General features: G+C 74.7%; 10 protein-coding genes and 1 pseudogene. 7 read left to right on the top strand and 4 right to left on the bottom strand.

Annotated elements, in window-relative coordinates:
• Positions 1-52 precede the first annotated feature (52 nt).
• Complete coding sequence (icmF, locus tag GEV43_RS37960; protein ID WP_309240147.1) at positions 53-3,298, top strand: fused isobutyryl-CoA mutase/GTPase IcmF; 3,246 nt, start codon at positions 53-55, stop codon at positions 3,296-3,298.
• On the top strand, positions 3,295-4,104 hold the full coding sequence (locus GEV43_RS37965) for a helical backbone metal receptor (protein WP_309240148.1): 810 nt from the start codon (positions 3,295-3,297) through the stop codon (positions 4,102-4,104). The genes icmF and GEV43_RS37965 overlap by 4 nt, the downstream gene beginning before the upstream one ends.
• Before the next feature lie 27 nt (positions 4,105-4,131).
• On the opposite strand, the gene GEV43_RS55490 is transcribed toward GEV43_RS37965, so the two are convergent.
• On the bottom strand, positions 4,132-5,310 hold the full coding sequence (locus tag GEV43_RS55490; protein WP_160825521.1) for a helix-turn-helix domain-containing protein: 1,179 nt from the start codon (positions 5,308-5,310) through the stop codon (positions 4,132-4,134).
• Positions 5,311-5,401: 91 nt separating this feature from the next.
• Here GEV43_RS55490 and GEV43_RS37975 point away from each other — a divergent pair, with 91 nt between their 5' ends.
• The 5 genes and pseudogenes from GEV43_RS37975 to GEV43_RS52210 all read left to right on the top strand — a co-directional run bounded on the left by GEV43_RS37975 (position 5,402) and on the right by GEV43_RS52210 (position 11,107).
• The gene (locus tag GEV43_RS37975; protein WP_309240149.1) at positions 5,402-6,223 is read left to right on the top strand and encodes an enoyl-CoA hydratase-related protein; all 822 of its coding nucleotides are present in this window, start codon (positions 5,402-5,404) and stop codon (positions 6,221-6,223) included.
• Positions 6,224-6,228: 5 nt separating this feature from the next.
• Positions 6,229-7,386, top strand: a complete 1,158-nt coding sequence (locus GEV43_RS37980) for a CaiB/BaiF CoA-transferase family protein (protein WP_206681570.1) — start codon at positions 6,229-6,231, stop codon at positions 7,384-7,386.
• Between the two features lie 160 nt (positions 7,387-7,546).
• Positions 7,547-8,539, top strand: a pseudogene (locus GEV43_RS56685) (MFS transporter); the annotation flags it as partial.
• A gap of 253 nt (positions 8,540-8,792) precedes the next feature.
• Positions 8,793-9,959 carry an acyl-CoA dehydrogenase family protein gene (locus GEV43_RS52205; RefSeq protein WP_241684194.1) on the top strand — a complete coding sequence of 389 codons (1,167 nt, stop codon included), beginning with the start codon at positions 8,793-8,795 and terminating at the stop codon, positions 9,957-9,959.
• Positions 9,956-11,107: an acyl-CoA dehydrogenase family protein gene (locus tag GEV43_RS52210; protein WP_241684195.1), complete on the top strand. Its 1,152-nt coding sequence runs from the start codon at positions 9,956-9,958 to the stop codon at positions 11,105-11,107. Before GEV43_RS52205 ends, GEV43_RS52210 begins: the two co-directional genes overlap by 4 nt.
• 47 nt (positions 11,108-11,154) lie before the next feature.
• Here GEV43_RS52210 and fabG read toward each other — a convergent pair whose 3' ends face one another.
• The 3 genes from fabG to GEV43_RS38005 all read right to left on the bottom strand — a co-directional run bounded on the left by fabG (position 11,155) and on the right by GEV43_RS38005 (position 13,951).
• Positions 11,155-11,913, bottom strand: coding sequence for a 3-oxoacyl-ACP reductase FabG (fabG, locus tag GEV43_RS37995; protein WP_160825523.1), 759 nt, complete (start codon positions 11,911-11,913; stop codon positions 11,155-11,157).
• 3 nt (positions 11,914-11,916) lie between these two features.
• Complete coding sequence (locus GEV43_RS38000; protein WP_160825524.1) at positions 11,917-13,068, bottom strand: acyl-CoA dehydrogenase family protein; 1,152 nt, start codon at positions 13,066-13,068, stop codon at positions 11,917-11,919.
• A 550-nt stretch (positions 13,069-13,618) separates the two neighbouring features.
• Positions 13,619-13,951, bottom strand: a complete 333-nt coding sequence (locus GEV43_RS38005) for a DUF3099 domain-containing protein (protein WP_175250984.1) — start codon at positions 13,949-13,951, stop codon at positions 13,619-13,621.
• Between the last annotated feature and the right edge of the window lie 18 nt (positions 13,952-13,969).

Raw genomic sequence — 13,969 nt, forward strand, 5'->3', positions numbered from 1 at the left:
TTACTTTAGCTTCCAAATATTGGATGTCCAAGAGTCTTTTCGGAGGTCGCCCGTGACGAGCTCGGAACGCCCGGGGGAGACGCCGCTGCACGCGCCGGAGCACCCGGTGCGGTTCGTGACCGCGGCGGCGCTGTTCGACGGGCACGACGCGGCCATCAACATCATGCGCCGGATCCTCCAGTCCCAGGGCGCGGAGGTCGTCCACCTGGGGCACGACCGGTCCGTGCGCGAGGTCGTGGACGCGGTGCTGGAGGAGGACGCCCACGGCGTGGCGATCAGCTCCTACCAGGGCGGCCACGTGGAGTACTTCGAGTTCCTCGCGCGCAGCCTGAAGGAGGCCGGGGCCGAGCACGTGCGCGTGTTCGGCGGGGGCGGCGGCGTGATCGTGCACGAGGAGATCGCCCGGCTCGCGGCGGCGAACGTGCGGATCTTCTCGCCGGAGGACGGCCAGCGGCTCGGCCTCCCCGGCATGATCAACGAGCTGGTCCGCGAGTGCGACGTGGACCTCGCCGCCGAGCCCGCGCCCTCCGAGGCCGTCCTCGCCGGGGAGCGCCGGGCCCTCGCCCGCACGATCACCGCGCTCCAGGCCGGGAGGCTGCCGGAGGCCGACCGCGCGGCCCTCGCCGGGGCCGCCGCCGCGCGCCGGGTGCCGGTCCTCGGCATCACCGGCACCGGCGGGTCGGGCAAGTCGTCGCTCACCGACGAGCTGGTCCGGCGGCTGCGCGTGGACCAGCAGGACAAGCTGCGCGTCGCGGTCCTCGCCGTCGACCCGACGCGGCGGCGCGGCGGCGGTGCGCTGCTCGGCGACCGCATCCGCATGAACGCCCTGGACGGCGACCACGTCTACTTCCGGTCGCTCGCCACCCGCGGCGCCCGCGAGCTGCCCGAGCACATCGAGGACATCGTCGCCGCCTGCAAGGCAGCCGGGTACGACCTGGTGATCCTGGAGACGCCCGGGATCGGGCAGGGCGACGCCGCGATCGTCCCGCTGGCGGACGCCTCGCTGTACGTGATGACGCCCGAGTTCGGCGCCGCGTCCCAGCTGGAGAAGATCGACATGCTGGACTTCGCGGACGTCGTCGCGATCAACAAGTTCGAGCGGCGCGGGGCGGAGGACGCGCTGCGGGACGTGTCGCGGCAGCTCCTCCGCAACCGCGAGGCGTTCGGGGCGCGGCCCGAGGACATGCCGGTGTTCGGGACGAGCGCCGCGACGTTCGACGACGACGGCGTCACCGCGCTCTACCAGCACCTCGCCGGGATCCTCCGCGAGCACGGCCTGCCGCTGGAGCCGGGCACGCTGCCCGAGGCGCGGACCAAGGTGTCCACGGGCGCGGCGCAGGTCGTCCCGCCCGCGCGCGTGCGGTACCTGTCCGACATCGCCGCGACCGTGCGCGGCTACCACGCCGAGACCGCGAAGCAGGCCGAGGCCGTACGGCGCGTCCAGCGGCTGGACGAGGTCCGCGCCGAGCTGTCGGACGCCGCCGCGCGCGAGGTCGGGGACCTGCTCGACAAGGCGCGCCGCGACGTGGACCCGGCGAACGCCGAGCTCATCGCGGAATGGCCCGCCGTCGTCGAGGCGTACTCCGGGGACGAGCAGGTCGTGCGCGTCCGCGACAGGGAGCTGCGGACGGCCCTGACGCGCGAGTCGCTGTCGGGCAGCCGGATCCCGCGCGTCGCGCTGCCCCGCTACACCGACCACGGCGAGCTGCTGCGCTTCCTGCGGGCCGAGAACCTCCCGGGGCGGTTCCCGTTCACCGGCGGGGTGTTCCCGTTCAAGCGCGACAACGAGGACCCCGCGCGCATGTTCGCGGGGGAGGGCGACCCGTTCCGCACCAACCGGCGCTTCAAGCTGCTCGCCGAGGGGCAGCCCGCGACGCGGCTGTCCACCGCGTTCGACTCGGTCACGCTGTACGGCCGCGACCCCGACGAGCGGCCCGACGTGTACGGCAAGGTCGGCACGTCCGGCGTGTCCATCGCGACGCTGGACGACATGAAGGCGCTCTACGACGGGTTCGACCTCGCCGCGCCCACGACCTCGGTGTCGATGACGATCAACGGGCCCGCGCCGACGATCCTGGCGTACTTCCTCAACACCGCGATCGACCAGGGCCTGGACGCGTTCCGCGAGGAGCACGGCCGCGAGCCGGACGGCGCGGAGGCGGCGCGGATCAGGGCGCGGGTGCTGGCGACCGTGCGCGGCACCGTGCAGGCCGACATCCTCAAGGAGGACCAGGGCCAGAACACCTGCATCTTCTCCACCGAGTTCTCGCTGCGGATGATGGGCGACATCCAGCAGTGGTTCATCGACAACGGGGTCCGCAACTTCTACTCGGTCTCGATCTCCGGCTACCACATCGCCGAGGCCGGGGCGAACCCGATCAGCCAGCTCGCGTTCACGCTCGCCAACGGGTTCACCTACGTCGAGTCGTACCTCGCGCGCGGGATGGACGTGGACGACTTCGCGCCCAACCTGTCGTTCTTCTTCTCCAACGGGATGGACCCCGAGTACAGCGTGCTCGGCCGCGTCGCCCGCCGGATCTGGGCCGTCGCGATGCGCGACCGGTACGGCGCGAACGAGCGCAGCCAGAAGCTGAAGTACCACGTGCAGACGTCGGGCCGGTCGCTGCACGCCCAGGAGATGCACTTCAACGACATCCGCACGACGCTCCAGGCGCTCATCGCGATCTACGACAACTGCAACAGCCTGCACACCAACGCCTACGACGAGGCGGTCACCACCCCGACGGCCGCGTCGGTGCGCCGCGCCCTGGCCATCCAGATGATCATCAACCGGGAGTGGGGCCTGGCGATGAACGAGAACCCGCTCCAGGGCTCGTTCGTCATCGACGAGCTGACCGACCTGGTCGAGGAGGCGGTGCTCACCGAGTTCGACCGGATCAGCGAGCGCGGCGGCGTGCTCGGCGCGATGGAGACCGGCTACCAGCGCGGCCGCATCCAGGACGAGTCGATGCTGTACGAGCGGCGCAAGCACGACGGGTCGCTGCCGATCATCGGCGTCAACACGTTCCGCGGGCCGGAGGACGGCGCGGAGGCGGGCGGGGCGATCGAGCTGGCCCGCGCGACCGAGGGAGAGAAGCGCTCGCAGCTCGACCGGGTGCGCGCCTTCCAGGCCGCCCACCGCGAGGAGGCGCTCGGCGCGCTCGCCGCGCTCAAGGACGCCGCCCGTTCCGGCGAGAACGTGTTCGCGGTGCTGATGGACGCGGCCCGGGTGTGCAGCCTCCAGCAGATCACCGACGCGTTCTTCGAGGTCGGCGGGCAGTACCGGCGGAACGTGTGACGCCCGTCCCCCGCGACGACACCGGCGCGCCCGTCCCGGTCCCGGAACGGGTGCGCCGCGTCGTCTCGCTCGTCCCGTCGCTGACCGAGACCGTCGCGGCGTCCGCGCCCGGCCTGCTCGCCGGGGCGACCGACTGGTGCACGCACCCGGAGGGGCTCGACGTCCCGCGGGTGCGCGGCACGAAGAACCCCGACCTCGAACGCGTCGCCGCGCTGCGCCCGGACGTCGTCCTCGGCAACGCCGAGGAGAACCGCGCGCCGGACGTCGAGGCGCTGCGGGCGGCGGGCGTCCCCGTCTGGATGACCGACGTCCGCACCGTGGACGGGGCCCTGGAGTCGCTGCGCCGGATGCTCGCCGAGGCGTGCCGCGTCCCGCCCCCGCCGTGGCTGGACGAGGCGGAGCGGGCCTGGGCGGCGGTCGGGCCGCCCGCGCGCCGCCGCGCCGCCGTCATCCCGGTCTGGCGGCGGCCCTGGATGGTCGTCGGCCGCGACACGTTCGCCGGGGACGTGCTGGCGCGGCTCGGCGTCGCCAACGTGTACTCCGGCCACGCGGAGCGCTACCCGAAGATCCCGCTGCCCGAGCTGAACGCGTCCGGCGCCGACCTGGTCGTGCTGCCGGACGAGCCGTACCGGTTCACCGCCGACGACGGCCCCGAGGCGTTCCCGGGCGTCCCCGCCGCGCTCGTCGACGGCCGCCTCCTCACCTGGTACGGCCCGTCCCTGGCGGACGCCCCCCGCGCCCTCGCCGAACGGCTCGCCCCGGCGAACCTCGTCACGCACCGGACGGGGCCCGCGGGCGCCGTCTGACGCCTGAGGCGGGTGGCCCGGGACCGGTCAGGGGGCCGCGGAGCGCCTGCGGTGGGCGACGGCCACGGCGGCCGTCAGCAGCCCGTCCGCCGTGGTCACGTCCACGCCGGTCAGCGCGTGGACGCGGGCCAGCCGGTTGTCGACGGTGTTCGGGTGGACGGCGAGCGCGCGGGCGGCGCGGCGGCGGTCGAAGTCGTGCGCGAAGTAGGCGAGCAGCGTGTCCCACAGCTCGCCGCGCCCGCGCAGCGGCGCCATCGCGCCGAGCAGGACCGGCGCGGCGGGCGAGTCGGCGCCGAGGTGGTAGTCCAGCGCCACGTCCTCCAGCCGGTACGGTCCGGGCGGGCGGCCCGTCCCGCGCACGATCCCGAGGACGCGGCGCGCCGCCGACGCCGCCTCCGGCGCGTCCGCGGGCGAGCGGACCGTCTCGGCGGCGAGCGTGACGGGGCCGCCCGCCGCGCTCTCGACCCGCGCCGCGAGCACGGCGAGGTCGACCGTGCCGGTGAGCAGCAGCACCCCGCCGGACGAGCGCAGGTCGGCGGGCGGCGCGTCCCCGTAGAGCCGCTCCAGCTCGTCCAGGATGCGCCGCGCCCGCCGGTGCGCCGCGACGCGCCGGGTGGCCGGCTCCGCGCCGCCGGACGGGGGGAGTTCGAGCACGACCAGGGTGAGGACGGCGGGCACCTCGCCCTGGAAGTGGGCGACGACGCGGGACGGGTCGCCGGCGAGGAGGGCGGAGACGGCGCGGGCGCCGCTGCGGTCGTACTCGACGGCGGCGGTGCGGGCGTGCTCGTCGTACCCGGCGGCGCCCGCCTCCTGGATCGAGTCGTAGACGCCGTGGGCGCGGCGCATCGCGGGCCCGAGCGCGCCCGGATCGCCGGCGAGGGCGCGGCCCAGCTCGTCCCACAGCAGGTAGAGGCAGCCGTGGAACGCCCGCACGTACTCCTGGAACGGCAGCTCCTCGGCCGCGCGCTCGCGGGCGCGCTCGCGGATCAGCCGCAGGTCGGCGTCCGGCGGGTCCTGGCCGAGCAGCGAGCCGAGCATCAGCCGCAGCGCCATCCGGCACGTGCTCGCCATGACCGTCTGCAACTGGAGCGGGATCCGGCCGCCGTACAGCGGGGACTCCTCGGCGTAGCCCGCGACCACGGCGCGCGCCAGCGCGGGCACCCGGGGTTCCAGCCGCCGGACGACGTCGGCGTAGCGCTCGGTCACGCGCCCTCCGTTTCTGTGAGTCGTCACAGCATATTGAGGGTTCGGCTGTGCCAGATCCTGCTGGCCGGGGGCGGCGCGCGTCGCGAGCCTGGTGACCACGCAGAAGGAGGTCACGTCCTTGCCCGAGACCGTGCTGTACGAGGTGGCCGGCGGCGTCGCCACGATCACCCTGAACCGACCCGAGCGCCGCAACGCCCTGTCCCGCGAGCTGTCGCGCGCCCTCGCCGACGCGGTCGAGGCCGCCGCGGGCGACGGCGCCGTCCGGGCCGCCGTGCTCACCGGGGCGGGCGGAGCGTTCTGCGTCGGCGCCGACCTCGCGGGCGCCCCCGAGACCCGCGCCCTGACCGGAACGTCGGCGGACGGCGACCGGACCCGGCTGATCGCGGGCACCCGCGCCGCCGTGCTGCTGCACGAGATGCCGAAGCCGGTCGTCGCCGCGATCCCGGGCGCGTGCGCGGGCGCCGGGCTGTCGCTCGCGATGGCCTGCGACCTGCGGTACGCCGCCGACACCGCCGTGCTCAACACCGCGTTCGTGGACGCCGCGCTGCCCGGCGACCTCGGGATGGCGTGGTTCCTGACCCGCGCGGTCGGCCCCGCCCGCGCCCGCGAGCTGCTCCTGCTGCCCGGGAGGATGCGCGCGGACGCCGCCGCGGCGGCCGGGCTCGTCCACGGCGTCGTCCCGGCGGGCGGCCTCGCCGCGCACGCCGCCGGGATCGCCGGACGGCTCGCCGCCAAGGCGCCGCTCGCCGTCGCCGACGCCAAGCGCGACCTGCTCGACGCGCAGGCCCTGCCGCTCGGCGACTACCTCAGGTCGGAGGCCGACCGGATGGTCCGGTGCGCGCACAGCGCCGACGCCCGCGAGGCCGCCGCCGCGTTCCTCGCCAAGCGCGCCCCGCGCTTCGAGGGGCGGTGACCGGCGTGAGCGCGCCCCTCGAAGGGATCAGGGTCGTCGACTTCGGCCAGTACATCGCCGTGCCCGGCGGCACCCAGACCCTCGCCGACCTCGGCGCGGACGTGGTCAAGGTGGAACCGCCGGCGGGCGACCAGGCCCGCTCGATCGGCGCCTACGGCGAGGCGATCATGCGCGGCTACAACCGCGGCAAGCGCGCCGTGGTGCTCGACCTGCGGGACCCGGCCGGCCGCGCGACCGCGCTGCGGCTCGCCGCGTCCGCCGACGTCGTCACGCAGAACCTGCGGCCCGGCGTGCTCGCCGGGTTCGGGCTCGGGCCCGCCGACGTCCGCGCGGTCAACCCCGGCATCGTCTACCTCACCGTCTCCGGCTTCGGGCTGGACGGCCCGTCCCGCGCCCGGCCCGGCCTGGACATCGCCGCGCAGGCCGAGAGCGGGATCATGACGGTCACCGGCGAGGGCGGCGGCGAGCCGCAGCGCGTCGGGTTCCCCGTCGTCGACCACGCGACGTCCCTGGTCGTCGCGCAGGCGGTCCTCGCCGCGCTGCTGCGCAGGCACCGCACCGGCGAGGGCGACGAGATCGAGGTGTCGCTGCTGGACGTCGCCGTCCACATGCAGATGGTCAACTGGGGCGAGTACGGCATCACCGGCGCCGAGCCGGTTCGCAAGGGCAACGGCCAGCCGACCGCCGCGCCCGCCGCCGACGTCGTCGCGACCTCCGACGGGGGCATCGTCATCTCGGCCTACACCCAGGAGAAGTTCGCCGCGCTGTGCGAGCTGATCGGGCGGCCGGAGATGGCCGCCGACCCCCGCTTCGCCGACAACCCCGCCCGCGTCGCGAACCGCCCGGCGCTGCTGGCCGCGCTGTCCGAGGCGTTCGGCCGCCTGACCTCCGACCGCGCCGTGGCCGCGCTCGCCGGCGCCGGGATCGTCGCGGGCGCCGTCCGCGGCTACGGCCAGGTCAGGAACGCCCCCGACGTCGTCGCGTCCGGCGTCTTCGTCACCGCGACCGCCGCCGACGGCACCGGCTACGAGATCCCCGGGCTGCCCTACCGGTCGGCCCGCTACGGACGTCCCGCCGCGAACGACCACGTCCCCGCCCTGGGCGAGCACCACGACGCCGTCCTCGCCGAGCTGGGCACTCCCGAGCCCGGCGCCCCCGCGTAGATCCCGCTCCGCCCCCCGCCCCGGTCCTCACCCCCACCCCCTCGGAGGCCCCATGGCACTGGAAAGCCAGGCCGCCCCGGCGCGCGGCCCCGGCGCCCGCCGCGACGTCCGGGCGACGCGCAGGCGCGGCTGGACGGTCACCGTCCTGTTCCTGCTCTTCATGCTGATCAACTTCGCGGACAAGGCCGTCACCGGGCTCGCGGGCGTCGAGATCAAACGCGACCTCGGCCTCGGCGAGCAGGAGTTCGGGCTCGTCCAGAGCAGCTTCTTCTGGCTGTTCGCGGTCGGCGCGATCACCGTCGGCGGGCTCAGCGACCGGATCCGCGCCCGCTGGCTCGTCGCCGGGCTCATGCTGCTGTGGTGCCTCAGCCTGGTGCCGCTCGCCGGGAGCGTCGGCCTGGTCGTGCTCATCGCGTGCCGCGCCACGCTCGGCTTCGCCGAGGGCCCCGCGCCCGCCCTCGCCAACCGGATCGTGCACACCTGGTTCCCGGCGCGCGAGCGCGGCCTGCCGAGCTCGGTCGTCATCACCGGCGCGTCGCTCGGCCCGCTGATCGCCGCCCCCACGCTGAGCCGGCTGATCGACGCCTACTCCTGGCACACCGCGTTCCTCGTCCTCGCGGCCGTCGGCCTGCTGTGGCTGGTGCTGTGGCTGACGCTCGGCGGGGAGGGCCCGGAGGGGGCGCCCGGGACGGGCGAGGCGACCGCGGCGGCGGTGACGCTGCCCGCCCGCGTGCCGTACCGCATGATCTTCACGTCCGGGACCGTGCTCGGCCTGATGGCGATGTCGTTCTGCTCGTACATGAGCACGACGCTGAAGGTGAGCTGGCTGCCGCTCTACCTCAAGGAGGGCCTCGGCTACCGGTCCGGCACCGCGAGCCTCCTGGTCACCCTGCCGTACGGGGCGGCGGTCGCGCTCACCCTCGCGGTCGGCTGGTACTCGGGGCGGCTGGTCCGCCGCGGCGTGTCCAGCCGGATCGCGCGCGGCCTGCTGTCGGGCGGCCTCATCGCGGCGGCCGGGGCGTGCATGGTCCTGTTCACCCAGATCGGCAAGGGACCGCTCCAGATGGCGGTGCTGACGCTGGCGTTCTCGCTCAACACCGCCGCGTGGGGCGTGGTCGTGTCCGCGCTGTCGGACGTGGTCCCGCGCGCCCAGCGCGGCACGGCGCTCGGCGCGTTCGTCGCGGTCTACAGCATGGGCGGCGTGCTGGCCCCGATCATGCTCGGCTCGTTCGTCGGCTCGGCCGCGACCAAGGCCGAGGGGTACGGCCACGGGTTCCTCGCCACCGGCGTGATCATGCTCGTCGGGGCGCTCGCCGCGCTCCCGTTCGTCAACCCGAACGCGACGCCCGCAGGATCGCGGACGCGGCCGGCGCGGCGCCCGCGCCCGGCACGGAAGGAGAAGGCCGATGAACCTCGCGGTCACCGGCGAACGCGCGGCGCTGCGCGAGGCCCTGCGGGACCTGCTCGCCGCGTCCAGCCCGCCGCCCGCCGTGCTCGCGGCGATGGAGACCCCGGACGGCACCGACCCCGACCTGTGGGCCTCGCTGACCGTCAAGCTCGGGCTGCCCGGCCTGCTCGTCCCCGAGGAGCACGGAGGCGCGGGGCTCGGCATGCCCGAACTGGCCGTCGTCCAGGAGGAGCTGGGCCGGGTGCTGCCCTGCGTCCCGTCGTTCTCCACCGCCGTCCTCGCCCCGCTGCTCCTGCTGGAGACCGCCCGCCCGGAGGCGCACGGCACGTACGCGCACGGTACGTACGCGCACGGCCCGGCGGGCGAACGGCTCGCGGCGATCGCGGCCGGCGAGACGATCACGGCCGTCGCGCTCGGCGACGACCCGTCCCGCTGGGGCGGCGGGTACGGCGACGTGACGGCCTCCGCGTCCGGGAGCCTCACCGGCTGGGCGTCGTACGTCCTGGACGGCCACATCGCCGACGCGGTCCTCGTCACCGCGCGCGGCCCGGACGGCCGGACCGCCGTCTACGAGGCGGACGCCGCGCGCGCCGAGCGCACGACGCTGCCCGCGCTCGACCTGACCCGGCCGATGGCGCGCCTGGAGTTCCGCGGCACGCCGGGACGGCCCGTCGCCGCCGGGGCCGCCGCAGGGCTGGCCCGCGCACTCGACCTCGCGCTGGTCGCGCTCGGCGCCGAGCAGGTCGGCGGGGCGCAGCGCTGCCTGGACCTCAGCGTGGAGCACGCGAGGACGCGCGAGCAGTACGGGCGGCCGATCGGGTCGTTCCAGGCGGTCAAGCACCTGTGCGCCGACATGCTGCGCGCCGTCGAGCCCGCCCGCTCCGCCGTCCGCTATGCCGCCGCGGCTGCCGCGGCCGCCGCGGAGCCCGGGGGAGCGGACGAGGTCCCGGAACTCGCCGCGCTCGTCAAGGCGCACTGCCCGGAGGTGTACTTCGCGGCGGCCTGCGAGGCGATCCAGATCCACGGCGCGCTCGGCTTCTCCTGGGAGCACGAGCTGCACCTGCACTACAAGCGCGCGAAGTCCGGACAGCTCCTGTTCGGCGAGACCGGCCGCCACCTGGACGCGCTGGCCGCCCGCGCCGGATTCGGGGAGGACGAACGATGAGCACCGCCGCGCTCCGCGCCGAGGCCCGCGCCTGGATCGCCGCGCACCGCGACGCCGCCGTGCCCGCGCGCGGCGCCCACGTCCCGCACGACCACACGCCGGACGAGCACGACCGGCGCTGGCTGGACGCCCTGCGCGACGGCCGCTGGCTGTGCCTGTCGTGGCCGGAGCGGTACGGCGGCCGGGCGCTGTCGGAGACGGAGGTGATCGCGGTGAACGAGGAGTTCGCCCGCGCCGGGGTCGAGCGGCCCCGCCTCGGGATGAGCGAGACGCTCGTCGCCCCGGCGATCCTCGCGCACGGCACCCCCGAGCAGAAGGACCGCCTCCTGCCGCGCATCCTGTCCGGCCGCGACGTCTACTGCCAGGGGTTCTCCGAGCCGGAGACCGGCTCGGACCTGGCCAGGCTGCGCACCCGCGGCGTGGTCGAGGGCGGCACCGTCCGGATCACCGGCCACAAGATCTGGACCTCGTACGGCCGCCTCGCGAACATGATGTTCGTCCTGTGCCGCACCGACCCCGACGCGCCCCGCCACCAGGGCCTGTCGTACGTCCTGCTGCCGCTGGACGGCGACGGCGTGGACGTGCGGCCGATCCGGCAGATCACCGGCGGGCACGGCTTCTGCGAGGAGTTCATCGACGGGGCGTGCGCGCCGCTGGACAACGTGATCGGCGGCCTGAACAACGGCTGGCGGGTGGCGATGACGACCCTCGGCGCCGAACGGGCCGGGGAGATCACCAGCCAGTACTTCGGCTACCGCCGCGAGTTCGACGCGCTGCTCGGACGCCTCCGCTCGCAGGGCCGCCTCGCCGATCCCGGCGTCCGCCGCGCCCTCGCCGAGGCGTACGTCCGGGTCCTGCTCATGCGGTGCACCGGCCGCCGGGCGGCCGACGAACTGCGGGCGGGCGGGGACGCCGCCGCGCTGCTCGCCATCGACAAGATCAACTGGTCGGAGCACCACTGCGACTTCGGCGCCCTCGCGCTGGACGCGCAGGGCCCGGCCGGCCTGGTCCGCCCCGAGGGGGACGGCTACCGGATCGACGCGTTCCAGCGGGTCATGCTGGAGAGCCGGGGCCGCCGCATCGCCCGCGGCACCAACCAGGTGCAGCGCAACATCATCGCCGAACGCGTCCTCGGCCTCCCCCGCTGACCCGCCCGGCCGCCCCGCCCCGCCCGGCGCGGCGCGGCGCGTGGCGGTCAGGCGCGGGGCCCTCCGGCGACGTAGAGGACCTGCCCCGACACGAACGAGGCGTCGTCGCTGACCAGGAACGCCACGACGCCCGCGATGTCCTCGGGGACCCCGACGCGCCGTACCGGGATCTGCCGGGCCGCCGCCCGCTTGAACTCCTCGAAGTCGGCGCCGACCCGCGTGGCGGTCGCGGCGGTCATCTCCGTCGCGATGAACCCGGGCGCGATCGCGTTGGCGGTGACGCCGAACCTGCCGAGCTCGATCGCCAGGGTCTTGGTGAAGCCCTGGAGGCCCGCCTTGGCCGCCGAGTAGTTGGCCTGGCCCCGGTTGCCGAGCGCCGACACCGACGACAGGTTGACGATCCGCCCCCACCCGGCCTCGGTCATGTGGGCCTGCGCGGCCCGGCTCATCAGGAACGCGCCGCGCAGGTGCACGGACATGACCGCGTCCCAGTCATCCTCGGACATCTTGAACAGCAGGTTGTCGCGCAGGATCCCCGCGTTGTTGACCAGGACCAGCGGCGGCCCCAGCTCCGCGGCGACGCGGGCGACGGCGGCCTTCACCAGGCCGGCGTCGGCGACGTCCACGCCGACCGCGAGGGCCCGCCCGCCGTTCTCCTCGACCGCCCGGACGGTGCCGGCGCAGGCCGCCTCGTCCAGGTCGCAGACGGCGACCGCGAAGCCCTCCCGGGCGAGGCGGACGGCGGTCGCGGCGCCGATGCCCCGCGCCGCCCCGGTGACGATCGCGACCCGCGCGCTCGCGGCCACGGCTCAGACCCCCATCTGCTTGGAGATGATCGTCTTGAGGACCTCGCTGGTGCCGCCGTAGATCCGCGTCACGCGCGCGTCGGTGTAGAGCCGCGCGATCGGGTACTCCAGGATGTAGCCGTAGCCGCCGTGGAGCTGGAGGCACTTGTCCACCACCCGGGCCTGGACCTCGGTGCAGAACAGCTTGGTCTTGGCGGCGTCGGCGGGCGTCAGCTCCCCGAGGTCGTGGGCGTCCATCGCGCGGTCCACCAGCGAGCGGGCGGCCTCCACCTCGGTCTCGCACTCGGCGAGGACGAACTTGGTGTTCTGGAACGAGGCGACGCTCTTGCCGAAGACCACGCGGTCCTTGACGTAGGCGGTGGCGAACCCGACCGCCGCGGCGGCCGAGGCGTACGACTGCACGGCGATCGCGAGCCGCTCCTCGGCGAGGTTGTGGGTCAGGTACTCGAACCCGCGGCCCTCCTCGCCGAGCAGGTTCTCCACGGGCACGCGCACGTCGCTGAACGACAGCTCGGCCGTGTCGGACGTGCGCAGCCCGATCTTCTGGAGCTTGCGCCCGACCCGGTAGCCCTCGCTCCTGGTGTCCACGCACAGGATCGACAGCCCGGCCCGGCGGTTCTCCGGCGTCGCGGGGGAGGTGCGGGCGACCACCAGCATCAGGTCGGCGAGGACGCCGCCGGTGATGAACGTCTTCGCGCCGTTCAGCACGTAGTGGTCGCCGTCGAGCCTCGCGGTGGTCTGCATCCCGGCGAGGTCCGACCCGGTGCCCGGCTCGGTCATCGCGATCGCGGTCATCATGTCGCCCGCCATGAAGCCCGGCAGCCACCGCTTCTTCTGCTCCTCGCTCCCGTACTTCAGCAGGTACGGCAGCACCAGGTTGACGTGCACGGTGAACGACCCGAAGCTCACCCCGGCCCGCGCGGTCTCCTCGGAGATCACCGCCGCGTACTTGAAGCTGGTCTCGCCCGCGCCGCCGTACTCCTCGGGCACGGTGATGCCGAAGACGCCGAGCTCGCCGAGCTTGTTGTAGAAGTCCCGGGGCGGGTGGCCCTCCTCCTCCCAGGAGGGGAAGACGGGCACGACCTCGGCCGCGATGAAGTCGCGGATCGTCGAGCGGAACGCCTCATGGTCCTCGTTGAACACGGTACGGCGCACGGCCTGGCCCCTTTCGCTGCTGTCCCTGCTGCTCCCGCCGCCGGCGGCGGTCGCCACGCTACTTCGAATCCGATTCTAGAATCAACGTCGAGGGCATCGGCCCGCCCGGCGTCCCCGGGACCCGGCCCGGCCCGGCCGCGCGCTGTGCGGCGCCGCGCGGCGTGCGGGAGGGGGCGCGGCCGGCGCCCGGTGGTCGGACCCCGTCGCGGCCCGGCCGGCGGGCGGGTGGCCGGCCCGGCCGGCGGGACGGTGAATCGTCCCGGAAAGTTCGGTGAAGAGTTATTTCGGCGCGTGGCCGGAGCAGGCCAGCGTTGGGCCTTGCGCTTCCCGGAGAATGTGCTGGTGGCGGCGGGCGGTCCGGCAAGGGCGGGCAACGCGGGGGCCGCGGACATGAAAAGCGGCGCCGGGTGGATACGGGGGCAATCCACCCGGCGCCGCATCATCGGTGTTCCGACGGGGGCCCGGAACACCGGCACGGGCGCTCCGACGGGGGACCAGAGCGCCGGTACAAATCGTACACCGAAACACCCCGGTGTTAGTCAAGAGAATGTCACGACCCGATTTCCGGTCGCTGTCCGGAAATCGGCTTGTGTTGCGGGCTAACCGGCTCGGCGAACCGCGCGGACGCCGTCGGCTCCCGGCCGCCGTTGGCGACGATCACCGCGACGTACGGCAGGAACAAGGCGCCCACCACGAGGATGCCGACGCACCACAGCGGCGCGCCCGCCATCCCCGCCACCACCGCGCCGACGAAGCAGCCCGTGCGGATGGCCATGGACATCAGGTAGCGCCGCTGGCGGTGCCCGATGTCCTCGGACATCGGCCGGGGCGCGTCGGTGACCGTGTGGATCTCGGGCCGCCGGCGGGGATTGACCTTCACCATTCAACGGTAAGCCCATGG

Origin of the sequence: Actinomadura sp. J1-007 (assembly GCF_009793335.1) — a bacterium.
Taxonomy (GTDB): Bacteria; Actinomycetota; Actinomycetes; order Streptosporangiales; family Streptosporangiaceae; genus Spirillospora; species Spirillospora yumaensis.